Below are 23,640 nucleotides of genomic sequence, written 5' to 3' on the forward strand. Positions count from 1 at the left end.
AAGTCGATCACCGAGTCCATCTCCTGCAGGGGATCGCCCAAGCGATCGAGCTTGGCGCGATGTTCTTCTGCGGCAAAGAGGTCGGGCTGGATCGCGGTGCGGCGTGCCATGGTTCAGGCTCCTCTCGAATCAGGACAGAGGGATTTTATCAGAGACTGGGGGTAGAGGGGTTTTTCGAGGTGCCCATCACGTTCAATAGGGGATGACAAAGACGGCTATGGCATCGGCGCACTCCTTCACCGCCATGAACGGCGGGGCTTGCTTCAACGGAAGCGATGAACGAAAGCCCCCGGTGTTCCTCTCGCCTTTTCCTTGATAGAGCGAGGCGGTTCAGGCCAGACGTCCCTCCTCGATCGCATGACACGACACGATGCTCGAGCGATACGTATGGGGCGCCGGCGCTTGTTCCTTGCAGCGCGCATTGGCATGCGGACAGCGCGGATGAAATGTGCAACCGGAGCATCCCCATCACAAGCCCTTCCCGGCATAGGTGCGGAGGCGTCTGGCGCGCGTGCCGGCATGAGCGCCGAAGGCCCCTGCGCCGCGCTCAGTCGCGCAGCCCAGCGAGGATGTCGAAGCTGCGCAGGCGCGCGTCCGGGTCGTAGACGTCGCAGGTGAAGATCAGCTCGTCGGCGCCGGTCTGCTCGAGGATCGCGTCGAGCCGCGCACGGACCTTTTCCGGCCCGCCGATCACCGCCATGCCGAGGAAGCTGCCGACCGCGTCCTGCTCGTGGGGCAGCCACAGCGACTGCATGCTCCGCACCGGCGGCTTCAAGCGCAGGCTCTGGCCGCGGATCAGCGCCAGCACGCGCTGGAACACCGTGGTGGCCAGGTACTGGGCCTCCTCGTCGGTCGGCGCGGCGACCAGCGGCACGCCAAGCATCACGTAGGGCTCGTCCAGCACTGCCGAGGGGCGGAAATTCTCACGGTACAGGCGGATCGCCTCGTGCATGTAGCGCGGTGCGAAATGCGAGGCGAAGGCGTAGGGCAGGCCCTTGGCCGCCGCCAGCTGGGCGCTGAATAGGCTCGAACCGAGCAGCCAGAGCGGCACTTGGCTGCCGACGCCGGGCATGGCGACGACCCGCTGACCGTCCTGCGCGGGTCCGAGCAGGTATTCCAGCTCCTCGACGTCCGCGGGGAAGTCGTCGGCGCTGCCGAGGCGGTCGCGGCGCAGGGCGCGGGCGGTGAACGGGTCGGCGCCCGGCGCCCGGCCCAGGCCGAGGTCGATGCGCCCCGGATAGAGCGCTTCCAGCGTGCCGAACTGCTCGGCGATCACCAGCGGCGCATGGTTGGGTAGCATGATGCCGCCAGCGCCGACGCGGATGCGCGAGGTGCCGGCGGCGATGTAGCCGATCAGCACCGCAGTGGCGGCGCTGGCGATGCCGTCTATGTTGTGGTGCTCGGCGACCCAGAAGCGGGTGAAGCCGAGCGCCTCGACATGGCGGGCCAGGGTCAGTGCGTTATGCAGCGCCTGGGCAGGTGTGCCGTCGTCGCGGATCGGCGCGAGCTCGAGTACGGAAAAACGGGTGTGGGACAATCGGGACATGGCGATACTCCAACGGAAAAAGGGGGCATCTGTGGGGCGCCTCGAACAACCTACTGCGCGGCTGCATGGCGGCGTTGCGCGGTGCTCGGATGCTCGCCTATCTTCATGATATGTCTCGCCTCCTGCGCTCCGTGCGCCTTGCCCTGCAGCCGCTCGCGACGGTTTTTCGCGGCGCCCTGTGTTTTTCTGCAGATGCGGGCGCGGCGGACCCATCACGAACCCGCGCGGGTCATTGTTCATCACCGCTGCAGGAAAACGCCCGACGACGGTGCTCCTTGTAGCGATTCAGCAGCAGCTGCACCGATGAGCCGTGCCGCAGAATGCGCATGGCCACCGAACAAACACCGAACAAAAGGATAGTCGCTCTGTTCCAGACCCGGCGCGTGGCCTCGTCGTCCACCCGCGCTAGGCTAGTATAGAGCGCTGGCGCAACGCTGCACGCCTGAAGTTTGCTCTGTTGAGCTCTTGCGCGATGATTCAATAGACGTGGTATCATTGAATTATGGATGAGACCCAAGCCGTATCCGCCCTGAGTGCCCTGGCCCATACCCAACGGCTGCGCGTGTTCCGCGCACTGGTCGCCGCCGGCCCTGCAGGGCTCACCCCGAGCGTGCTGGCCGAGCAGCTGGAGGTGGCCCGCAACACCTTGTCCTTTCACTTGAAGGAGCTGGCCCGTGCCGGCCTGGTCACGATCGAGCAGCAGGGCCGCAACCTGATCTACCGCGCCGAGTATGGCCACATGAATGACCTGCTCGGCTATCTGACCGAGCACTGCTGCCAGGGCGGCGTGTGCCAAGCCAGCGACGATTCCCATGCCTGCATCGCGTGTTGAGCCCCATCGCCTGGCGCTCATCTCGTCGCAGCCCGGGTGGTGCAGCATCGGCGCAGCGGGACGGCCACGCGGGACGCAGCCCGCGAAGCCGTGCAATCAGCGCGAGCGCCTGAATCCATGAGCGTCTTCGAGCGCTATCTGAGCGTGTGGGTGCTGCTGTGCATCGTCGCCGGCATCGTGCTCGGGCAGTTCGCGCCCGGCGTATTCCAGGCCATCGGTCACATGGAAGTCGCTCGGGTGAACCTCCCGGTCGGCGTGCTGATCTGGGTGATGATCGTTCCCATGCTGCTGAAGGTGGACTTCGGCGCCTTGGGTCAGGTGCGCCAGCACTGGCGTGGCATCAGCGTCACTCTGTTCGTCAACTGGGCGGTCAAACCGTTCTCGATGGCGCTCCTCGCCTGGCTGTTCATCCAACGGCTCTTCGCCGACTGGCTGCCTGCCGACCAGCTCGACAGCTATGTTGCCGGTCTGATCCTACTGGCCGCTGCGCCCTGCACGGCGATGGTGTTCGTCTGGAGCCGGCTGACTGGCGGCGACCCCGTGTTCACGCTGTCGCAGGTGGCGCTCAACGACGTCATCATGATATTCGCCTTTGCGCCCATCGTCGGCCTGCTGTTGGGCCTGTCGGCCGTCACCGTGCCGTGGGATACCCTGTTGATTTCCGTGATGCTCTACATCGTGATCCCGGTCATCCTCGCGCAGCTCTGGCGCCGTGCGCTGCTGCGCCGAGGCCAGGCCGCGTTTGATCAGGCATTGGAGCGCATCGGTCCGCTGTCGATCGCCGCGCTGCTGCTGACCCTGGTGCTGCTGTTCGCCTTTCAGGGAGAAGCCATTTTGCACCAGCCGCTGGTCATCGCCATGCTGGCGGCGCCGATCCTGATCCAGGTGTTCTTCAATGCCGGCCTGGCCTACTGGCTCAACCGGAAGGCGGGCGAGCAGCACAGCGTCGCGTGCCCCTCGGCACTGATCGGCGCGAGCAATTTCTTCGAACTGGCGGTGGCCGCCGCCATCAGCCTGTTCGGCTTGCACTCCGGCGCCGCGCTGGCCACCGTGGTCGGCGTACTGATCGAGGTGCCGGTGATGCTGCTGGTCGTGCACGTGGTCAATCGCTCACGCGGCTGGTACGAACGCGGCGCGCAGCCCGCCCATAGATAGGAAGCCTTTCATCATGAGCCACATCACGATCTACCACAACCCCAACTGCGGCACCTCGCGCAACGTGCTCGCCTTGATCCGCAACAGCGGCGAGGAGCCGATCGTCATCGAGTACCTCAAAACGCCGCCCGAGCGCGACACGCTCGAGCAGCTGATCCTCGCCATGGGCGTGCCGGTGCGCGCGGTGCTGCGCGAGCAGGGCACGCCCTATGCGGAGCTGGGCTTGGCCGATCCGAAATGGAGCGACGCGGAACTGATCGACTTCATGCTCCAGTATCCCATCCTGATCAACCGGCCCATCGTGGTCACGCCGCTGGGCACGCGCCTGTGCCGCCCCGCGCAAACCGTGCTGGAGATCCTGCCGCAGCCGCAGCGCGGCGCGTTCAGCAAGGAAGACGGCAAACCGGTGGTGGATGCGCGGGGGCAAGATGTCTGACGCGCTCATCGATCTGCCGAATCTCGACGCCACGCTATTCCAGCAGCCCGACAGGCAACGGCTGCTGACGCCCCCACGTGCCAGCCATGCACCGCGCTTTCTGCTGCTCTATGGTTCGCTGCGCGAGCGCTCGTACAGCCGCCTGGCCGCCGAGGAAGCGGCGCGCATCCTGCGCGCGCTCGGGGGTGAGACGCGCTTCTTCGACCCGTCGGGCCTGCCGCTGGTGGACGACGCCAGCGAAGATCACCCCAAGGTCAGGGAACTGCGCCAGCTGGTGCAGTGGGCCGAAGGCATGGTATGGAGCTCGCCGGAACGGCACGGTGCGATGAGTGGCCTAATGAAGACCCAGATCGACTGGATTCCGCTGTCGGTTGGCGCGGTACGCCCGACCCAAGGCAAGACGCTGGCGGTGATGCAAGTCTCGGGCGGCTCACAGTCCTTCAACGCGGTGAATCAGATGCGCGTGCTGGGGCGCTGGATGCGCATGCTGACCATCCCCAACCAGTCTTCGATCGCCAAGGCGTACCAGGAGTTCGATGAGGCCGGCCGCATGAAGCCCTCGCCGTACTACGAGCGCATCGTGGACGTGATGGAGGAGCTGATGAAGTTCACGCTGCTCACGCGCGACGCGGTGCCGTATCTGGTGGACCGCTATAGCGAGCGCAAGGAAAGCGCCGAGGCATTGGCCAAGCGAGTGAACCAAAGTGCCCTCTGAGGCCCGAGCCGCCCATCAAGCGCCACGGGGCCGGGCGCGTCTTTCTGTCGTTCCTGCGCTTGAGCCGGACTTCTTTCGGTGGGCCGATCGCGCACCAGTCCTCCCACACGGAATTCGTCGAGCGGCGCCACTGCCACATGGCCCTTTGCACCGGCCGGTACCATGCAGACGAGAAAATACGTTGGTGCTCTCCATGCTGTCCCTTGGCACTCCTGCAGCGCGTTCAGTGGCGGTCGTTATGGCCGAGGTCACGGCCCGGAGCGATGCGGTCACGGACGCGCTGCTTGAGCACCTTCGCCTCGGGGAAGCCGCCGTCGGCCTGGCGCTCCCAGATTTGCTCGCCGTCACAGGTGATGCGGAACACCCCGCCGGTGCCCGGCTCCAGAACCACCCGCCCGAGGTCGTCGGCAAAGGTGGATAACAGTTCCTGGGCAAGCCAGGCGGCCCGCAGCAGCCACTGGCACTGGGTGCAATAGGTGATGACGATTTGCGGTTTGCGGGTGGTCATGGCGGCTCCCTTGAAACGGACGAGACGGCAAGGCCTGGTGCTCGGCGGCGAGCGAATCACCCGCCGGGTTGATGCCTCGGCGCAAAGACCTCAGTCTCAGTATTCCTGCGCGGTGGGGCGAAACAGGATCTCGTTGATGTCCACGTCGTCCGGCTGGCTCATCGCGAAGAGCACGGCCCGGGCGAAGGCATCGGCAGGAATGGCGATCTCGTAGAGCTTGCGGACGTTCTCCGCCACATCCGGCTCGGTGATGCTGTTCGGCAACTCGGTGGCCACCGCACCGGGGGAGAGGATGGTGGTACGAATGCCGTAGGGCTTCACTTCCTGGCGCAGACCTTCGGAAATCACGCGCACCGCGTGCTTGGTGGCCGAGTAGACCGTGCTGCCGGCGCGCACCTTGTGGCCAGCGACGGAAGCGACGTTGAGGATGTGTCCGGATCGCTGGCGGATCATGTGTGGCAGGGCCGCAGCGATACCGTACAGGACGCCCTTGATGTTCACGTCGATCATGCGATCCCAGTCATCGACCTTGAGCCGCTCCAGCGGTGAATGGGGCATCAGGCCGGCGTTGTTGAGTATGGCGTCGACCCGCCCGTAGCGCTGCACCGCGGCGTTGACCAGCGCCTCCACCTGACCACGGTCGGTCACATCGGTTCGCAGGGCCAGCGCCTTCTCCTCGCCGCCCAGTTCGGCCGCTAGCGCTTGGATGCGCTCGAGCCGCCGCGCACCGAGCACCACGATGGCGCCCTCGGCGGCTAGTCGGCGCGCCGTCGCCTCGCCCAGGCCGCTGCTCGCGCCGGTGATTACCACGATTTTTCCCCGGATGTTCTCGTTCATCGTCTACCCCTTTGTCGGACCGGTACCGGGTCAGCCCCGTGCCGGTGAAAGTGATCCGTCGAGCGAATCAGGGTTGGAAATAAGCGTTCGCTGCCCAGCCGGCGTCCTCGAGCGCTCCCTCGGGATTTTCAGCCCGCCAGCGATTGGCGACTCCCCGACGGCGGCGCCGGGCGGCAGGATGCGGTCGATGCGCGCCAGATCCTCGGCGCTCAGCCGTACCTCCAGCGCCTTGACGTTCTCCTCCAGCCGTGCGCGGCGCTTGGTGCCGGGGATGGGCACGATGTCCTCGCCCTGCGCCAACACCCAAGCCAGCGCGAGCTGCGCCGGGGTATCAGACGAGGTTTCGCACCAGCGCAGCGTGCCTTTGCAAGGCGTGGCGCACCGTGATCTTACACCCTCGAACCCATTGTCCCAATTAGCCCAAGTCCGAGGCATCGTGGCGCTCTGGTACTTGCTCGTCCTCTTCGCCCCAGGTGCGGTTGACCTTGCGTCCGCGGATCACGGCGGGGCGTGTGGCGATCTCGGCGGCCCAGCGCTGTACGTGTCTGTAGTCTTGCACCGAGAGGAATTCGGCCGCCTGGTAGAGCTCGCCGCACACCAGAGCGCCATACCATGGCCAGATGGCCATGTCGGCAATGGTGTAGTCATCGCCGACGATGTAGCGACGCTCGGCCAGCAGGCGATCGAGCACGTCGAGCTGGCGCTTGGTCTCCATGGCATAGCGGTTGATGGGGTACTCGTATTTTTCCGGTGCGTAGGCGTAGAAGTGACCAAAGCCGCCGCCCACTAAGGGGGCCGAACCCACCTGCCAGAACAGCCAGTTTAGGGTCTCGGTGCGTCCAGCCGTGTCGGTGGGCAGGAAGGCACCGAACTTCTCGGCCAAGTAGAGGAGGATCGAGCCGGACTCGAACACGCGTAGTGGCTTTGCGCCGCTGCGATCGACGAGCGCCGGAATCTTCGAGTTTGGATTGATCTCGACGAAGCCACTGGAGAACTGCTCGCCTTCGCTGATGCGGATCAGCCAGGCGTCGTACTCGGCACAGGCATGGCCGAGGGCGAGCAACTCCTCGAGCATGATGGTGACTTTCACGCCGTTTGGGGTGGCCAGCGAATAGAGCTGCAGCGGATGCTTGCCCACCGGCAACGGTTTGTCATGGGTGGGGCCGGCGCTCGGGCGGTTGATACTGGCGAATCGGCCACCCGAGGGCGCGCAATACTTCCAGACCTTTGGTGGCACGTACGCTGTGGTGTCACTCATGGCGATTTCCTCGATCGGTGGGAAAAACGGTCCGTGCTGCATCGCACATTATGGGCAGCCATGACCGGATTGTCCAATCGCCGCATGAGGGGCCAGGTACGGATGGGGACGATTGCGTCTTGCAGGCCGGCCTCTGCAGCCAAGGCGCGGGCGCCGGCGATGTGGGAGGGCTTGAAGTCGGTCGCATGAAAGCGGATCTGGGGATTGGGATTGGCTGCTTCGAGCAGGTTCATCAACATGAACTGGATGCACGCCGTAGTGCTGCCCGATCTCGTTGAGCCTCTTTACCCCTCTGAGCGCTTCCAGCCCTACTTTCGTCTTGAACGCTGAGCGATGCACCTTGCGCTTCTTGCCTTCGCTCATGTCATCGTCCTCTTTGGACGACAGCTTAAACCGGTGTCTCAAATTCGGGGGCCACTATACCGGCGCGCGCCGGCTGATACACCGCCACGTCCAGCCCGCGCGCGGCGAGCGCCCGGCCGTGCCACTGGCTCAGCAGGCCGCGGTCGCAGTAGAGCAGATAGCGCCGCGCCTCGGGTAGCTTCGCTTCGCGCAGGGCAAAGAAGGGAATCGCCAGGTCGGCTTCGGGCAGTGGCGCTTCGTCGGCGAGCTCGGGGGGGCGGATGTCGATGAGGATCTCGCCGGGGGCTTTGCGCGTCACGATGGGCAGCGCCTCACCGGCCTCGGGCGGCGCGGCGAGCGCCTCGATCTTCCAGGTCTTGCGCGCGGCGAGCGCCCGGTCGAGCACCGTGAAGTCGAAGTTTTGCTCCAGCTCGGCGAGCCGCTCGAAGGAGCCGTGGATCACCGGTCGCCTGGAGATGACGGCGCAGTGTTCCGGCAGATGCTCGGCAAAAGAGCGCGTGCCGATGCGCTCGGCCCAGGCGATGATTTCGTTCTTGTGTAGCGCCACCACCGGGCGCACCACCAGCTTGTCGGTGGCCCAGTCGATGAGGGCGAGGTTTCTCAGCGTCTGGCTCGAGACCTGGGCGAGGCTCTCGCCGGTCACCAGCGCGTCGAGCCCGAGCTCGTCGGCCAGGCGGCTCGCGGCCATCAGCATCAGGCGCTTGAGCATCACGCCCATGTAGCCTTCGCGCACGTCGGCAAGCAGCCGCTCGATCACTTCGCCAAAAGGCACGGAGATGAAGAGCGCTGGATGCGAGCGGGCGTAGCGTTGCCACAGGTAGTGGCACACCTGCTGCACCGCCGCTTCGTGCTCGGCCCCGCCCAGGTCGAAGAAGACGAAGTGCGTCTTGATCCCCCGGCGCAGCATGAGGAATGCGGCCACGCTCGAGTCGAACCCGCCGGAGACGAGGGCGAGCGCTTCGCCCTGCGCGCCCAGCGGAAACCCCCCAAGCCCTTTCTCGCGCGCCTCGACGAGTTCGAGCACTTCACCCGAGAGCTCGATCGCCACCGTGACTTCGGGGTGCGTGAGATCGACTTTGGCCCCGGGAGCAGCGGCAAGGAGCGCGGCGCCCGCCGTGCGTTCGAGTTCGAGCGAGGTGAAGGCATGGCGCCCCTTGCGCTTGGCGCGCACGGCAAAGGTCTTGCCGGCCACCCAGGGCGCGGCGACCGCGGCCACGGCTTGGGCCACGGCCTGCGGCGAGACCTCGGCCAAAGGGAGCTCCCGCACGCGCAGCACGAGATCGATGCCGGGGGTGTCGCACAGCCGCTGCTGCAGCCGCGCGCCGTCCTCATCGGCCACTTCGACCTCGATCTTGTCCCAGAAGCGGCGCACGCGGCAGGCGATGCCGTCTTTGTCGGCCAGACGCCGCACGTTGTCGGCGAGGATCTTGGTCATCGTCTTGCGCACCGAAGTGCTCTTGATGATGATCTCGGGGGAGAGCTTGAGAAGGAAACGCATGCCGGGATGGTCGGGAAAGGGAAGGGGCGATTCTAGCAGTGCAACCGGCGAAGCGTGTCGCTGCGGCGCGCTGGAATGGTCTTCGTCTTCTATACTTCCTTTTGCCCTTCCGACCGGCGAGCCCAGCCATGTCCGACGCCCCGCGCGATGCCTACTGGTCCTGGCCGCTGGAGCGGCTGTTGCAGGCGCTGGCGAGTGAACCCACTGGATTGAGCTCGGCCGAGGCTGCCCGGCGCCTGGCCGAACACGGCCCGAACCGCCTGCCAGACGGCCCGACGCTCGCCCCCGCGGCGCTGCTGCTCAAGCAGTTCATCGACCCGCTGGTGTTGATCCTGGTGTTCGCCGCGCTGGTGTCGGCGTACCTGCGCGAGTGGCTGGACGCCGGCATCGTGCTCGGCATCGTGCTCGGCAGCGGCGGGCTTGGTTTCTTGCAGGAATACCGCGCCTTCACGGCGGTGGCGGCGCTGCGAGCACGGGTGGCGGTGCGGGTGACGGTGCTGCGCGACGGCGCGCCAGTGAGCCTGCCGGCCGAGGCGGTGGTTCCGGGAGACGTGGTGCTGCTGGCCGCCGGCAGCCTGATTCCGGCCGACGGCGTGCTGCTGGAGGCGAAGGATTTTTTCGTCACCGAGGCGGTGCTGACCGGCGAGACCTTTCCGGTCGAGAAAACGCCCGGCACGGCACCGCCGGATGCGCCGCTCGCGCAGCGCCACAACATGGTGTTCATGGGCACCTCGGTGCGCAGCGGTACCGCGCGGGCGCTGATCGTGGAAACCGGCGCGCGCACGGCGTTCGGCGCCATCGCCCAGCGCCTGCGCCGCCGCGCACCGCCGACCGAATTCGAGCTCAGCCTGCGCCGCTTCGGTGCGCTGCTCACGCAGGCCATGGTGGCGCTCACGCTGGCGGTGTTCGCCATCAACGTGTACTTCGCGCGGCCGGTGGTGGAGGCGCTGCTCTTTTCGGTGGCGCTGGCGGTGGGGCTGTCGCCGGAGCTGCTGCCGGCCATCATGACCATCACGCTCGCCCACGGCGCGCGCGCCATGGCCCGGCAGGGCGTGATCGTGCGGCGTCTGGCGGCGATCGAGAACCTCGGCAGCATGGACGTGCTGTGCACCGACAAGACCGGCACGCTGACGGCGGGCGTGATCCGCCTCGACGGCGCACTCGGCACCGACGGCGAGCCCTCGGCCCGGGTGGCGCGGCTCGCTTACCTCAACGCCCACTTCGAAACCGGCATCGACAACCCGCTCGACGCCGCCATCGAGGCGGCCGGCGCACCGCCCGGGCTCGACCCCGCCGCCTGGCGCAAGCTCGATGAAATCCCCTACGACTTTCTGCGCAAGCGCCTGTCCATCGTCGCCGCCGGCCCGGATGGCGCGCCCCTGCTGCTGACCAAGGGCGCCTTCGCCACGGTGCTTGCGGTGTGCGGGCGCCTGCGCGCTGGCGAGACCGAAATTCCCCTGGACGACGCGCAAAAAGCCGCCCTCGAACGGCGCTTCGCCGCCTGGAGCGAACAGGGCTACCGCGTGCTCGGGGTGGCGAGCCGGCGGCTCGACGCCAAGCCCGCCTACCACGCGAGCGACGAGGCGGACCTGTGCTTCGAGGGCTTTCTGCTGTTCTTCGACCCGCCCAAGCCTGGCATCGAGCGCACGCTGGCCGAACTCAAACGCTTGGGCGTGGCCATCAAGATCATCACCGGCGACAACCGCCTGGTGGCGGCGCACCTGGCGCGCGAGGTCGGCATCGCCGAACCGGTGGTACTGACCGGCGCGCAGATCGACGACATGCGCGACGAGGCGCTGTGGCAGCGCGCGGTCCACACGGACCTGTTCGCCGAGGTCGACCCGAACCAGAAAGAGCGCCTGATCCTGGCCTTGAAGCGCTCCGGCCACGTGGTGGGGTATCTGGGCGACGGCATCAACGACGCGCCGGCGCTGCACGCCGCCGATGCCGGCATCTCGGTCGATCAGGCGGTGGACGTGGCCAAGCAGGCGGCCGATTTCGTGCTGCTGCAGCATGATCTCGACGTGCTGTGCCGCGGCATCGAATTCGGCCGCAGCACTTTTGCCAACACGCTCAAGTACATCTACACCACCACCAGCGCCAACTTCGGCAACATGATCAGCATGGCGGCGGCCAGCCTGTTTCTGCCGTTTCTGCCGCTGCTGCCCAAGCAGATCCTGCTGAATAATTTCCTGTCGGACCTGCCGGCCATGGGCATCGCCACCGACCGGGTGGACGAAGAAGCCGTGCAGACGCCGCACCGCTGGAACGTGGCCGCCATCCGCCGCTTCATGATCACCTTCGGCCTCATCAGCTCGGTGTTCGACGGCCTCACGTTTGCGCTGCTGCTGTGGCTGACCGACGGCGCGCCGGCGCACTTTCGCACCGGCTGGTTCGTGGAATCGCTGCTCACCGAGCTGTGGGTGCTGCTGGTGGTGCGCACCGCCCGGCCGGCCTGGCGCAGCCGGCCGGGCACGCTGCTGTGGCGGCTGACGCTGCTGCTGACCGGCGTGACGCTCGCGCTGCCCTACCTGCCGGGCAGCGGCGCGCTGTTCGAGTTCACGCCGCTGCCGGGCGACGTGCTGGCGGCGGTGCTGGCGATCACCGCGGCGTATCTCATATGCACAGAATTGGCCAAGCGGCGCTTCTTTGCCGGCTTGACGTGACAAACATGCACGCATGACCAGCGTGTTCCGTGCGGCTGTTCCGGGCAGGGCCTTTTCACGGTAATCTCGCTTTTTTCCTTACCCAGAGAAGACCGGATGAAGGTGCTGGTGACCGGCGCGGCCGGCTATATCGGTTCGCACACCTGTGTGGAACTCTTGATGGCGGGCCACGAAGTGGTGGCGCTCGACAATTTCTCCAACAGCCACCCTGAAGCGCTCGCGCGCGTGGCCGAACTGGCCAGGCGCGCGCCGACGGTGATCGAGGCCGATGTGCGCGACCGCGACACGCTCGTGCGCGTGCTCGAGCGGCACGGCTGCACGGCGGTGATCCACTTCGCCGGCTTGAAGGCCGTGGGCGAATCGGTGGCGCAGCCGCTCGCCTATTACGACAACAACGTGCTCGGTACCCTGCGTCTGCTGGAGGCGATGCAGGCGTGCGGCGTGAAGACGCTCGTCTTCAGCTCCTCGGCCACGGTCTATGGCGAACCGCAACGTCTGCCGCTCACCGAAGATCACCCCTTGAGCGCCACCAACCCGTACGGCCGCACCAAGCTCGTGGTCGAAGAGATGCTGCGCGACCTCTTCCGCGCTCAGCCCGACTGGCGTATCGCCCTGTTGCGCTACTTCAACCCTGTGGGCGCGCATCCTTCCGGGCGCATCGGCGAGGATCCGGGCGGCGTGCCCAACAACCTCATGCCCTACGTGGCCCAGGTGGCGGTGGGTCGGCTGCCGAAACTGCGCGTCTTCGGCAACGACTACCCCACGCCCGACGGCACGGGGGTGCGCGATTACCTGCACGTGGTCGACCTGGCGCTGGGGCACTTGGCGGCGCTGCGCACGCTCGCCGCCGAACCGCCGCAATGCCTGGCGGTGAACCTCGGGACGGGCCGGGGCCATAGCGTGCTCGAGCTCGTGCGCGCCTTCGAGCAGGCGAGCGGCCGCACGATCCCTTACGAGATCGTTCCACGCCGCCCCGGCGACGTCGCCGCCTGCTGGGCCGACCCGAGCCTGGCAGCCGAGCGCCTCGGTTGGCGTGCCACCCGCGGGATCGAGGAGATGTGCCGCGACGCCTGGCGCTGGCAGCAGGCCAATCCCCATGGCTACTCGAAGACCGGAGGATAAAGGGATTCATATGGCAAGTCTTTGATGTTTTATATAAAACTCATGTCTTGCGGGGTAGAATCGCCCGGTCTCCCTTCCTCTTTTCCTGGACCATGAGCGTGAACGACCGTATCCTCAACGCGCAGCTGCGCGGCAAGATCATGTCGGCCGACGAGGCCGCGGCCCTGATTCCTTCTGGCGTGAACGTCGGTATGAGTGGCTTCACCGGCGCAGGCTATCCCAAAGTGGTGCCCGCGGCGTTGGCCAAGCGCATCCTCGACGCGAACCTGCGCGGGCAGCGTTTCAAGATCAGCGTATGGACCGGCGCTTCCACCGCCCCCGAGCTCGACGGGGCCCTGGCCATGGTCGACGGCATCGAAATGCGCCTGCCCTACCAGTCCGACCCCACCTGCCGCAAGCGCATCAACGCCGGCGAGATGGAGTACATCGACATCCACCTCTCGCACGTGGCGCAGTTCGTCTGGGGCGGATTCCTCGGCAAGCTCGACATCGCCGTGGTCGAGGTGGCGGGCGTCACCGAAGACGGCCTGCTGATTCCCTCCTCCTCGGTGGGCAACAACAAGACCTGGCTCGACCAGGCCGACAAGATCATCCTCGAGGTCAATGCCTGGCAGAATCCCGCGCTCGAGGGCATGCACGACATCTACTATGGCACGGCGCTGCCGCCGCACCGCAAGCCCATTCCCATCCTCAAGGCGGCCGACCGCATCGGCATTCCCTACTACCGCGTCGATCTCGACAAGGTGATCGCGGTAGTGGAAACCAATCATCCCGACCGCAACACGCCCTTCTCCCCGCCCGACGAGAATTCGCGCCGCATCGCCGGCCACATCCTCGAATTCCTGCAACACGAGGTGAAAAAGGGGCGCCTGCCGGAAAACCTCCTGCCGCTGCAATCGGGCGTGGGCAACGTGGCCAACGCCGTGATGGCGGGGCTGCGCGACGGTCCCTTCGAGAATCTCACCGCCTACACGGAGGTGCTGCAAGACGGCATGCTCGAGCTGATCCGCTGCGGCAAGCTCACCTGCGCCTCGGCCACTTCCTTCTCCCTCAGCCCGGATGCGCTCACCGAACTCAACGCCAACCTGAAAGACTTCAAGAACAAGATCCTGCTGCGGCCGCAGGAGATCTCGAACCACCCCGAAGTCATCCGGCGCCTGGGCGTCATCGCCATGAACGGGCTGATCGAGGCCGACATCTACGGCAATGTCAACTCGACCCACATCATGGGCACCTCGATCATGAACGGCATCGGCGGCTCGGGCGACTTCGCGCGCAACGCCTTCATCTCGATCTTCATGACGCCTTCGAGCGCCAAGGGCGGCACCATCTCCTGCATCGTGCCCATGGCCTCGCACGTGGATCACACCGAGCACGACGTACAGGTGATCGTCACCGAGCAGGGCCTGGCCGACCTGCGCGGGCTCTCGCCCAAGCAGCGCGCCCGCGTCATCATCGAGAACTGCGCCCACCCCAACTTCAAGCCGGCGCTGCGCGAATACTTCGAGCGGGCACTGCGCTATTCGCCGGGCAAGCACACGCCGCACCTGCTCGACGAAGCCTTCACCTTCCTGCCCAACTGGATGGCGAACAAGGCCGCGCGCGAAGCCTGGCGCGACGATTCGCTGGTGCAGGCCGACGCCTGGCGCAAGTAAGGGAGCGCCCCGCCCGCGACGATTTCTTCACGAGATCTCGGTTGCCGCAACGGGGCCTCGAAGGGGCATCGCCTGCTCCGGCCGGAGGATGGCGAGCCGCGGCGCGATGCGGCGGTGCCGCGCGAGGCGCAAGAGCGCCTTGTCGCGGGTGAGGAGAAGCGGCGCGTAGGCGAGCGCGCAGACGAGGAATTTCTGGTCGTCGGGATCGCGGCAGCGCGCCGGGGCCTCCAGCTCGGGAAGAGGCAGCTCGCGCCGCAGCGCCGCGTAGGCGGTGCGCGCGGCGGCGGCGCGCTGGGGGTCGAACCCCTCGCGCGCGAGCACGCAGTGCCATTCGGCGATCATCGGCGGGGTGGCGACCGGGACGAGCCGGCCGCTAGCGAGCGCCGCAGCGAGCGGCGAAAGCGCAGGGTCCTCGAAGTACCACAGCGCGAGTGCGGCGTTGGTGTCGAGCACCACCGCCGTCGCACCGACGGCGGTGGGGTTGCTTGCATCGTTCAGATGCGCACCTTGACGTAGGAGCCGGGAGCGTCCTCGATCACCGGGAGCTTCCCTTGGGCCGGGTCGCGCGCCGGCACGCGCGTGTCGTCCTGCGCCGCCAGCCAGTCATTCCAGTTGGGCCACCACGAACCGGGGTGATGTTCGGCGCCGCGCAGCCATTCTTCCGGATCCTCGGGCAGCGGCGTGACCGGGTTGGTCCAGTAACCGTACTTGTTCGCCGAGGGTGGGTTGACGATGCCGGCGATGTGGCCCGAGCCGCCGAGCACGAAGCGCACCGGCGCGCCCGTGAGCCGGCGGGCACCCTTGTACGTGGTGCGCCACGGGGCGATGTGGTCCTCGACCGCGGAGATGAAGTAGCAGGGGTGCTTGATCTTGCCCAGGTCGATCGGCGTGCCGAGGATCTCGATTCCGCCCGGTTCGACGAGCTTGTTCTCGATGTACATCTTGCGCAGATAGAAGCTGTGCATCGCCGCAGGCATGCGGGTGGAGTCGGAGTTCCAGTACAGCAGGTCGAAGGGGAAGGGTTCCTTGCCGAGCAGGTAGTTGTTCACCACGAAGGACCAGATGAGGTCGTTGGCGCGCAGCATGTTGAAGGTGGTGGCCATCTCCGAGCCTTCGAGGTAGCCGCGCTCCTGCATCTTCTTCTCCAGCGCCGCCACGGTCTCGGGCGTGGTGAAAACGCCCAGTTCGCCCGGCTCGGAGAAATCGATGAGAGTGGTGAGGAAGGTGGTCGAACCCAGGCGCTTTTGCCGTTTGCCTGCCAGGCAGGCGGCAGCAGTGGCGAGCAGGGTGCCGCCCAGGCAGTAGCCGGCGGCATTGACGACGCGCTCGCCGGTCTGCTCCTCGATGGCGTCGAGCGCGGCGAGCACGCCTTTTTGCACGTAGTCTTCAAAGGTGGCCTGGGCGAGGCGCTCGTCGGGGTTCACCCAGGAGAGGATGAACACCGTGTGCCCTTGGTCGACCAGCCATTTGACGAGCGAATTCTGTGGCCTCAGGTCGAGGATGTAGTACTTGTTGATCCACGGAGGGACGATGAGGAGCGGCCGCTTATAGACCGTCTCGGTGGTGGGGGTGTATTGGATGAGCTGCATGAGCTCGGTTTGGTATACCACCTTGCCCGGGGTGGTGGCGATGTTCTTGCCCAGCTCGAAGGCGCTGGTGTCGGTCATGCGGATGCGCAGCTGGCCGTGCCCTTCCTCGAGGTCGCGCAGGAGATTCTTCAGCCCGCGGACGAGGTTCTGGCCGTGGGTGCGCAGGGTCTCGCGAAAGACTTCGGGGTTGGTGAGGGCGAAGTTCGATGGGGAGAGGGCGTCGATGAAGTTGCGGGTGAAGAATTCGATGCGCTTCTTCGTGCGCTCGTCCGCGCCCTTGATGTCGCTGACGACCTCATGGATACGGCGCGCGGCGATGAGGTAGGACTGCTTGATGTAGTCGAAGAGGAAGTGCTCTTCCCAGTCCGGGTCCTTGAAGCGGCGATCGCCCTTTTCCGGTTCGACCACGGGCGGAGTCTTCATGCCCATGAGCTTGAGCATGGAGCGCTGCCACAGGGTGAAGTAGTCCCACATCAGGTTCATCTGCGCCTGAGCGAGACGGTAGGGGTTGGCGAGCAGCCGCGCCATCATCTCCATGTAGGTCTGCGCGATGCCGACTTCGTCGGCCGGCGGATGGATTCCCTCCTTGAGCTGCTTGCGCATGGTCTCGCCCAGCAGCCGGGCGGCCCGCTCGGCCACCTCGGCGTAGATCTTCGCCATTTCTTGGGGGTTGGGGAACTCGGCTGTGGTCGGCGGCGGGGCGGCCGGCTTTTGTGCTGGGGTCTGGGTCTCGCTCATCTTCGTTCCCTTGGTGCTCGTTCTCGTTCAGTGGGTCGGGCCCGTGCGCACGAAGCGCTGCCGGCCGTCGGGGCCGCGCAGCCGCTCGGCGCGTCCGAGCGCGACCAGGTGGTTGAGGTGGGCGAGCGCCTCGCCGAGCGCGAACACGACCTGGTGCGTGTCGAGCGCGCGGGAAAAGAGCGTCGGGATCACCTCGGCCGCCGTCTTCGGCGTGTCCAGCGCGGATTCGAGTACCGTCAGGCGCTCTTCGTGATGGGCACGCAGCTGGGCGATGCGCGCGTGCAGGCCGACGAACGGCAGTCCGTGCGATGGTAGCACAAGGGTATCTTCCGGCAAGTGCTTGAACCGCCCCAGGGAACGCAGAAAGTCGGCAAGCGGATCGTCTTCGGGCGAGACGGCCCAAACCCCGACGTTGGTGGAAATCTTGGGCAGCAGCATGTCGCCGGAGATGAGCAGTTTCTGCGAAGGGCAATGGAGGGCGACGTGCTCGGGGGAATGGCCGCAGCCGGTGATCACCTGCCAGGTGCGCCCGCCGATGACCAGCTCGTCGCCGTCGTGCAGGCGATGGAATCGCTCGGGCAAGCGAGGAGCGCCGCGGCGGTAGGCGTTGCCCCGAGCTTCCAGCGCTGCCGCGAGCTCCTCGTCGAGGCCGTTTGCCCGGAACAGGGCGAGCATGGCCTCGACTGAATGGCCGGCGATGCCGTGCCAGACGGCATGCCCGGTGAGGAATTCGGAGTGGCTCATCCATAGTTCCAGTCGCCATTCGCGCATGAGCCAGTCGGCCAGCCCGAAGTGGTCGGGGTGGAAATGGGTGACGATGAGGCGTGAGGGCTGGCGCAGGCGCAGCGCCTCGCGCCAGGCCGCTTGCACGTTGGGCGAGGCAAACCCTGTGTCGACGAGGGCGACCTGGTTCTCAGCGTCGTCGATCAGCCACAGGTTGATGTGATCGAGTGCAAAGGGCAACGGCATGCGCAGCCAGTGCACGCCGGGGGCGACGGTGGCCACTTGCCCGAGCTCGGGGGTGGCGGGGTGCGGATAGCTGAGTTCGGTTTGCATGTGGTAATGTTCCGTTGACGTCAACGGAAACCAGTCTACCGGAAAAACGACGAGGCGAGGATGAGCCGAACAGAGGAATTTTTCACCATCTCGGATCTGGCGCGGGAATTCGGCATCACGCCGCGCACGATCCGCTACTACGAAGATCAGGGGCTGCTGCAGCCGCGCCGCGAAGGGAGGATGCGTATCTACGGTCGCGCCGACCGGGCCCGCCTCAAGCTCACGCTGCGCGGCAAACGTCTGGGGCTGTCGCTTGCGCAGATCAAGGAATTGATCGACATGTACGACGGGCGCCACGATTCGGCACCGCAACTGCGCCGCTTCCTCAGCGTGCTCGAAGAACGGCGCCGTACGCTCGAACAGCAGCGCAGCGACATCGAGGCGGTGCTCGGCGAGATCGACATGCTCGAGCGCCAGTGTCTGAGCCTGCTGGGGCACGATGCCCGGGGGGCCGAGGCCGCACGCCAGGAACTGCAGGCGCGCGTCGAGGCCGCCACTTGATGGGGGCTTTGCAAACGGCCCGGTTTGGTTTACGTTAACGTCAACGTCAACACCAAAGGAGGAGGAAACATGGAGACGGTGGGGCTCGACTTCGGGCTGGGAGAAACGCACGACCTGCTGCGTCAGACGCTGCAGTCGTTCTGTGCGCAGGAGATCGCACCGCGGGCGGCGCAGATCGACCGGGAGAATGCCTTTCCGCCGGATCTGTGGCGCAAGCTGGGAGAACTCGGCCTGCACGGCATGACGGTGGCCGAAGAGTACGGCGGCAGCGCCATGGGGTATCTGGCGCACATCATCGCCATGGAGGAAATCTCGCGTGCGAGCGCCGCGGTGGGGCTCTCCTACGGGGCGCATTCGAACCTGTGCGTCAACCAGATCCACCGCAACGGCACCGAGGCGCAAAAGCGTAAATACCTGCCCAAGCTCGTCTCCGGCGAGTGGGTGGGGGCGCTGGCGATGAGCGAGCCCGAGGCCGGTTCCGACGTGGTGAGCATGAAACTGCGCGCCGAGAAAAAGGGCGATCGCTACGTGCTCAACGGCAGCAAGATGTGGATCACCAACGGCGGGGACGCCGACGTGCTGGTGGTCTATGCCAAGACCGATCCGGCGGCGGGCCCTCGCGGCATCACGGCTTTCATCGTCGAGAAGGGGATGAAGGGCTTTACCGCCGGCAACAAGCTCGACAAGCTCGGCATGCGCGGCTCGAACACCTATCCGCTCTTTTTCGAGAATTGTGAGGTGCCCGAAGAGAACGTGCTCGGCAAGGTCAACGAGGGGGTGAAAGTGCTCATGAGCGGGCTCGACTACGAGCGTGCCGTGCTCGCCGGCGGACCGCTGGGAATCATGGCCGCGTGCATGGACGTGGTGCTGCCCTATGTGCACGAGCGGCGCCAGTTCAACCAGCCGATCGGCCGATTCCAGCTCATGGAGGGCAAACTCGCCGACATGTATACCACCTGGCAGGCCTGCCGCGCCTACGTCTATGCGGTGGGGCAGGCGCTCGATCGCAGCGAGCACAGCCGCAAGCTGCGCAAGGACTGCGCCGGCGTCATCCTCTACGCAGCGGAGAAGGCTACCTGGATGGCGGGCGAGGCGATCCAGGCGCTGGGCGGCAACGGCTACATCAACGACTATCCTACCGGGCGGCTGTGGCGCGACGCCAAGCTCTATGAGATCGGCGCGGGCACGTCCGAGATCCGCCGCATGCTCATCGGGCGCGAGCTCTTCGACGAGACGGCCTGATTATTGACGATACGAGGAGAAACACGATGACGCAGGACAAGCGGGCCGACGACGTGGTGATCGTCGGCGTGGCACGCACGCCGATGGGTGGTTTTCTCGGGGATCTGGCCGAAGTGCCGGCCCCGCGCCTGGGCGCGGCGGCGATCGAAGCAGCGATCGGCCGCGCCGGGCTGCCCAAGGAATCGATCGAAGAGGTGCTGATGGGCAACGTGCTGCAGGCTGGCGAAGGCCAGGCGCCGGCGCGGCAGGCGGCGCTGGGCGCGGGGCTGCCGACTTCGGTCGCCTGCACCACCGTGCACAAGGTGTGCGGCTCCGGCATGAAGACGGTGATGCTCGCGCACGACGCGCTCAAGGCCGGCTCCGTGGCGCTGGCGGTGGCCGGTGGCATGGAGTCGATGTCGAATGCCCCCTACCTGCTGCCCAAGGGGCGCACCGGCCTGCGCCTGGGGCACGGCCAGCTGCTGGATCACATGTTCTACGACGGCCTGGAAGACGCCTACCAGAAAGGGCGGCTGATGGGCACGTTTGCCGAGGACGCGGCGCAGCACTACGGGTTTACCCGCGAGCAGCAGGATGCCTACGCCATCGCCTCGACCGAACGCGCCCAGCGCGCGATCAAGGAGGGGGCGTTTTCCTGGGAGATCGTGCCGGTGAAAATCGCCGGGCGCGGCGGGGAGCGGGTGGTGGAGATCGACGAGCAGCCGCTCAAGGCGAAGCTCGACAAGATCCCTACCCTCAAGCCGGCGTTTCGTGAGGGCGGCACCGTCACCGCGGCCAATTCCTCGTCCATCTCCGACGGGGCGGCTGCGCTGGTGCTCACCACCCGGGCCGAGGCCGAGCGCCTGGGCTGCAGGCCGATCGCGCGCATCGTCGGGCACAGCACGTTTGCCCACGAGCCGGCATGGTTCACCACCGCCCCGGTGGGGGCGATGAAGCGCCTCTTCGCGAAGACGGGCTGGGATGCCGCTTCGGTGGATTGCTTCGAGATCAACGAGGCGTTTGCCGTGGTGACCATGATCGCGATGAAGGAGTTGAACCTGCCGCACGAGAAGGTCAACATCCACGGCGGTGCCTGCGCCCTGGGGCATCCGATCGGCGCGTCCGGTGCGCGCATCCTCGTCACCCTCATCGGGGCGCTGCGGCGTACCGGCGGGCGGCGCGGGGTGGCCAGCCTGTGCATTGGCGGGGGCGAAGCCACGGCGATGGCGATCGAGCTCGAAGGGAGCGTGGCTTGCGGCTGAGCCCCGTCGCCGGCGAGGCGACCCTGTCGGTCTATGTGAAACTCGTCGCGGCGATGTTGAGCTGGGGTGGGACCTGGGTGGCCGGCCGGGTGGTGGCGCAGGCGGTGACCACGCCCATTGCCGCGGCGGCGGCGCGTTTCACGCTGGCCGCGCTCGTGCTCGGCGCCGTGATGCTCGCCAAGGGAGAGCCGATGGGCGCGGACTCGTGGCAGCGAGCCTGGCGCTCGATCGTGGGCCTGGCGCTCACGGGGGTCTTCTTCTACAACCTGTGTTTCTTCTACGGCTTGAAGCACGTCGGCGCCGGACGCGGGGCGCTGGTGGTGGCCTTGAATCCGGTGGCGGTGGCGGTGCTGGCGTGGTGGCTTGGCGGCGAGCGCGCAAAGCCGCTGGCGGTGCTCGGGGCAGTGCTCGCCTTCGTCGGCTGTCTCACGGTGATCGGCAACGGCGATCCGCTCGCGCCGCTCGCCGGCCGCATCGGGCCGGGCGAGGTGCTGTTGCTGGGCTGCGTCGTCTGCTGGACGGCCTATACCTTCGTGGGCAAACGCGCCACGCGCCTCGTCTCGGCGCTCGCGGCCACTTTCTGGTCCTGCGTCCTGGGGGCGGTGCTGCTGTGGGCGGCGGCGCTTGCCACCGGCGGCATCGACTGGGCGCAGTGGAGCCCGTCGGTGTGGGCGGCGGTGGCTTTTCTCGGCGTCTTCGGCACGGCGATCGGTTTTACGTGGTACACCGACGCGGTGCGGGTGCTGGGGGCAGCGCGCGCGGCGATGTTCATCAACTTGGTGCCGCTGGCGGCGGTGCTGATGGCGGCGCTCGCCTTGGGCGAGGCGTTTCCACCCTCGGTGGCCCTGGGCGGCGCGGCCGTGCTCGCCGGGGTGTGGCTGACGACGACGCGGCGCTGAACGAAAACGACGAACGATGAAGGAGGGGGGGATGATCCTCGATTCGGAACACGAACTGATCCGCGACACCATGCGCGCCTTCGCGCAGGAAAAGCTTGCGCCGCATGCGGCGCGCTGGGACCGCGAGCACACCTTTCCCCGCGAGGCGCTGCGCGAACTGGGCGAGCTCGGGGCGATGGGGGTGACGGTGCCCGTCGAATGGGGCGGGGCAGGACTCGACTACCTGAGCCTGGTGCTGGCGCTCGAAGAGATCGCCGCCGGCGACGGGGCGACCTCGACGGTGGTGTCGGTGCAGAATTCGCTGGTGTGCGGCATCACGCTCGCCTACGGTTCGCTGCGGCAGAAGCAGGAATGGCTGCCGCGGCTCGCGCGCGGCGAGGCGCTGGGCTGCTTCTGCCTCACCGAGCCGCATGTGGGGTCCGATGCGTCGGCGATCCGCACCGTGGCGGTGCGCGAGGGCGACTCCTGGGTGATCGACGGCGTCAAGCAGTTCATTTCCACAGGAAAAAACGCCGACGTGGCGCTGGTGCTGGCGGTGACCGATCCGGCCGCCGGCAAGAAGGGGATTTCCTGCTTCCTCGTGCCCACCGACACGCCGGGCTATCTCGTCACGCGCATCGAGGAGAAGATGGGGCAGCGCGCGAGCGACACGGCGCAGATCACCTTCGAGCGCTGCCGCGTGCCGCTCGATGCCCTGGTGGGTGCCGAGGGTGAGGGCTACAGGATCGCCTTGTCGCAGCTCGAGGCCGGACGCATCGGCATCGCCGCCCAGAGCGTGGGCATGGCGCGCGCGGCGTTCGAGGCGGCGCTGCGCTACGCGCATGAGCGCGAAGCCTTCGGCAAGCCGATTTTCGCGCACCAGGCGGTGCAGTTCAAGCTCGCCGACATGGCCACCAAGATCGAGGCGGCGCGTCAGCTGGTGTGGCACGCTGCGAGCCTCAAGGATGCCGGCCGTCCCTGCCTGCAGGAAGCCTCGATGGCCAAGCTCTTCGCCTCGGAAATGGCCGAATGGGTGTGCTCGGCGGCGATCCAGATCTACGGCGGCTACGGCTATGTGAGCGATTTTCCGGTGGAGCGCATCTACCGCGACGTGCGCGTGTGCCAGATCTACGAGGGCACGAGCGAGATCCAGCGCCTGGTGATCGCCCGCGGCCTGGCGGCATGAGGAGAGAAGCGATGCGTCCGATCGAGTTCTATTTCGACTTTTCCTCGCCCTACGCGTACCTGATGGCCGAGCAGATCGACGCCGTGGTGGCGCGCCATGGCCGTGAGGTGCGTTGGCGGCCTTTCCTGCTCGGGGCGGTGTTCCAGCGCACCGGCGACAAGCCCCTGCCGGATCATCCGCTCAAGGGGCCTTATGCGCGGCGCGATTTCGTGCGCTCGGGGCACTTCTACGGCATTCCGGTGGTGGTGCCGGCGCGTTTTCCCATTTCGACGCATCAGGCCGCCCGCGTCTTCTATCTGCTGCACGATCGTGATCCGGCGCAGGCCAAGACCTTCGCCCGGGCGGTGTTCCGGCGCTATTTCACCGACGGGGTCGACGTCTCTTCGCTCGAAGAAGTGCTGCGCCTGGCCTCGACGGTCGGTGTCGGGCAGGTGGAGGCGCTCGCCGAGGCGGCAGGCAGCGAGGCGGTGAAGGCGCGACTCAAGCGCGAATGCGACGAGGCGATCGCGCGCGGCGTGTTCGGTTCGCCTTTCGTCTTCGTTGACGAGGAGCCTTTCTGGGGGGTGGATCGTTTGCCGCAGATCGAACGCTGGCTCGCTGAAGGCGGATTCTGACGGA

22 protein-coding genes and 2 pseudogenes are annotated in these 23,640 nt (G+C 66.7%); 13 read left to right on the forward strand and 11 right to left on the reverse strand.

Annotated elements, in window-relative coordinates:
- Positions 1-330: 330 nt before the first annotated feature.
- Positions 331-459, reverse strand: a pseudogene (locus ASC37_RS11905) (ABC transporter ATP-binding protein); the annotation flags it as partial.
- 88 nt (positions 460-547) lie between these two features.
- On the reverse strand, positions 548-1,546 hold the full coding sequence (locus ASC37_RS04145; RefSeq protein WP_055423160.1) for an LLM class flavin-dependent oxidoreductase: 999 nt from the start codon (positions 1,544-1,546) through the stop codon (positions 548-550).
- A gap of 502 nt (positions 1,547-2,048) precedes the next feature.
- On the opposite strand from ASC37_RS04145, the gene ASC37_RS04150 reads away from it, so the two are divergent.
- The 4 genes from ASC37_RS04150 to arsH all read left to right on the forward strand — a co-directional run bounded on the left by ASC37_RS04150 (position 2,049) and on the right by arsH (position 4,684).
- The gene (locus tag ASC37_RS04150) at positions 2,049-2,378 is read left to right on the forward strand and encodes an ArsR/SmtB family transcription factor (RefSeq protein WP_028875140.1); all 330 of its coding nucleotides are present in this window, start codon (positions 2,049-2,051) and stop codon (positions 2,376-2,378) included.
- Between the two features lie 117 nt (positions 2,379-2,495).
- A complete protein-coding gene (gene arsB / locus ASC37_RS04155) occupies positions 2,496-3,533 on the forward strand; it encodes an ACR3 family arsenite efflux transporter (RefSeq protein WP_051240790.1) in 1,038 nt (345 codons plus the stop codon).
- Between the two features lie 13 nt (positions 3,534-3,546).
- A complete protein-coding gene (gene arsC / locus ASC37_RS04160) occupies positions 3,547-3,969 on the forward strand; it encodes an arsenate reductase (glutaredoxin) (protein ID WP_028875138.1) in 423 nt (140 codons plus the stop codon).
- A complete protein-coding gene (gene arsH / locus ASC37_RS04165) occupies positions 3,962-4,684 on the forward strand; it encodes an arsenical resistance protein ArsH (protein ID WP_028875137.1) in 723 nt (240 codons plus the stop codon). The genes arsC and arsH overlap by 8 nt, the downstream gene beginning before the upstream one ends.
- Before the next feature lie 223 nt (positions 4,685-4,907).
- On the opposite strand, the gene ASC37_RS04170 is transcribed toward arsH, so the two are convergent.
- The 6 genes and pseudogenes from ASC37_RS04170 to thiI all read right to left on the reverse strand — a co-directional run bounded on the left by ASC37_RS04170 (position 4,908) and on the right by thiI (position 9,148).
- Positions 4,908-5,192 carry a SelT/SelW/SelH family protein gene (locus ASC37_RS04170; protein ID WP_028875136.1) on the reverse strand — a complete coding sequence of 95 codons (285 nt, stop codon included), beginning with the start codon at positions 5,190-5,192 and terminating at the stop codon, positions 4,908-4,910.
- 96 nt (positions 5,193-5,288) lie between these two features.
- Positions 5,289-6,029 (reverse strand): SDR family oxidoreductase, encoded by a 741-nt coding sequence (locus tag ASC37_RS04175; RefSeq protein WP_028875135.1) that lies wholly within the window; start codon positions 6,027-6,029, stop codon positions 5,289-5,291.
- Positions 6,030-6,182: 153 nt separating this feature from the next.
- A pseudogene (locus tag ASC37_RS04180) lies at positions 6,183-6,464 on the reverse strand (aldo/keto reductase); the annotation flags it as partial.
- The gene (gene yghU, locus ASC37_RS04185) at positions 6,445-7,287 is read right to left on the reverse strand and encodes a glutathione-dependent disulfide-bond oxidoreductase (RefSeq protein ID WP_037990181.1); all 843 of its coding nucleotides are present in this window, start codon (positions 7,285-7,287) and stop codon (positions 6,445-6,447) included. The gene yghU and the pseudogene ASC37_RS04180, both read right to left, overlap by 20 nt.
- Positions 7,284-7,520, reverse strand: coding sequence for a hypothetical protein (locus ASC37_RS04190; protein WP_141056139.1), 237 nt, complete (start codon positions 7,518-7,520; stop codon positions 7,284-7,286). The genes yghU and ASC37_RS04190 overlap by 4 nt, the downstream gene beginning before the upstream one ends.
- A 155-nt stretch (positions 7,521-7,675) precedes the next feature.
- Entirely contained in the window at positions 7,676-9,148 is a 1,473-nt protein-coding gene (thiI, locus tag ASC37_RS04195) for a tRNA uracil 4-sulfurtransferase ThiI (RefSeq protein WP_055423162.1), read from the reverse strand.
- 128 nt (positions 9,149-9,276) lie between these two features.
- On the opposite strand from thiI, the gene mgtA reads away from it, so the two are divergent.
- From mgtA to ASC37_RS04210, 3 genes are all read left to right on the forward strand, one after another.
- Positions 9,277-11,814, forward strand: coding sequence for a magnesium-translocating P-type ATPase (gene mgtA, locus ASC37_RS04200; protein WP_055423163.1), 2,538 nt, complete (start codon positions 9,277-9,279; stop codon positions 11,812-11,814).
- 96 nt (positions 11,815-11,910) lie between these two features.
- Positions 11,911-12,936 (forward strand): UDP-glucose 4-epimerase GalE, encoded by a 1,026-nt coding sequence (gene galE / locus ASC37_RS04205; RefSeq protein WP_055423164.1) that lies wholly within the window; start codon positions 11,911-11,913, stop codon positions 12,934-12,936.
- A 92-nt stretch (positions 12,937-13,028) separates the two neighbouring features.
- Positions 13,029-14,591: an acetyl-CoA hydrolase/transferase family protein gene (locus tag ASC37_RS04210; RefSeq protein WP_055423165.1), complete on the forward strand. Its 1,563-nt coding sequence runs from the start codon at positions 13,029-13,031 to the stop codon at positions 14,589-14,591.
- A 27-nt stretch (positions 14,592-14,618) separates the two neighbouring features.
- Here ASC37_RS04210 and ASC37_RS04215 read toward each other — a convergent pair whose 3' ends face one another.
- Genes ASC37_RS04215 through ASC37_RS04225 form a run of 3 tightly spaced genes read right to left on the reverse strand, consistent with a single transcriptional unit; the run spans position 14,619 to position 17,974 of the window.
- Positions 14,619-15,044 carry a PIN domain-containing protein gene (locus tag ASC37_RS04215; protein ID WP_198288998.1) on the reverse strand — a complete coding sequence of 142 codons (426 nt, stop codon included), beginning with the start codon at positions 15,042-15,044 and terminating at the stop codon, positions 14,619-14,621.
- 41 nt (positions 15,045-15,085) lie between these two features.
- Positions 15,086-16,918 carry a PHA/PHB synthase family protein gene (locus ASC37_RS04220; RefSeq protein ID WP_055423166.1) on the reverse strand — a complete coding sequence of 611 codons (1,833 nt, stop codon included), beginning with the start codon at positions 16,916-16,918 and terminating at the stop codon, positions 15,086-15,088.
- A gap of 27 nt (positions 16,919-16,945) precedes the next feature.
- A complete protein-coding gene (locus ASC37_RS04225; protein ID WP_055423167.1) occupies positions 16,946-17,974 on the reverse strand; it encodes an MBL fold metallo-hydrolase in 1,029 nt (342 codons plus the stop codon).
- Between the two features lie 60 nt (positions 17,975-18,034).
- On the opposite strand from ASC37_RS04225, the gene ASC37_RS04230 reads away from it, so the two are divergent.
- The 6 genes from ASC37_RS04230 (at position 18,035) to ASC37_RS04255 (ending at position 23,636) form a co-directional block, all read left to right on the forward strand.
- Complete coding sequence (locus tag ASC37_RS04230) at positions 18,035-18,475, forward strand: MerR family transcriptional regulator (protein WP_055423168.1); 441 nt, start codon at positions 18,035-18,037, stop codon at positions 18,473-18,475.
- Between the two features lie 69 nt (positions 18,476-18,544).
- Complete coding sequence (locus tag ASC37_RS04235) at positions 18,545-19,717, forward strand: isovaleryl-CoA dehydrogenase (RefSeq protein ID WP_055423169.1); 1,173 nt, start codon at positions 18,545-18,547, stop codon at positions 19,715-19,717.
- A gap of 26 nt (positions 19,718-19,743) precedes the next feature.
- Positions 19,744-20,958: an acetyl-CoA C-acyltransferase gene (locus tag ASC37_RS04240; protein ID WP_055423170.1), complete on the forward strand. Its 1,215-nt coding sequence runs from the start codon at positions 19,744-19,746 to the stop codon at positions 20,956-20,958.
- The gene (locus tag ASC37_RS04245) at positions 20,949-21,857 is read left to right on the forward strand and encodes a DMT family transporter (protein ID WP_082438367.1); all 909 of its coding nucleotides are present in this window, start codon (positions 20,949-20,951) and stop codon (positions 21,855-21,857) included. The genes ASC37_RS04240 and ASC37_RS04245 overlap by 10 nt, the downstream gene beginning before the upstream one ends.
- A 31-nt stretch (positions 21,858-21,888) precedes the next feature.
- Positions 21,889-23,022 carry an acyl-CoA dehydrogenase family protein gene (locus tag ASC37_RS04250; RefSeq protein ID WP_055423171.1) on the forward strand — a complete coding sequence of 378 codons (1,134 nt, stop codon included), beginning with the start codon at positions 21,889-21,891 and terminating at the stop codon, positions 23,020-23,022.
- Positions 23,023-23,033: 11 nt separating this feature from the next.
- The gene (locus ASC37_RS04255) at positions 23,034-23,636 is read left to right on the forward strand and encodes a 2-hydroxychromene-2-carboxylate isomerase (protein ID WP_055423172.1); all 603 of its coding nucleotides are present in this window, start codon (positions 23,034-23,036) and stop codon (positions 23,634-23,636) included.
- Positions 23,637-23,640: the final 4 nt, after the last annotated feature.

Origin of the sequence: Tepidiphilus thermophilus (genome assembly GCF_001418245.1) — a bacterium.
Taxonomy (GTDB): Bacteria; Pseudomonadota; Gammaproteobacteria; order Burkholderiales; family Rhodocyclaceae; genus Tepidiphilus; species Tepidiphilus succinatimandens.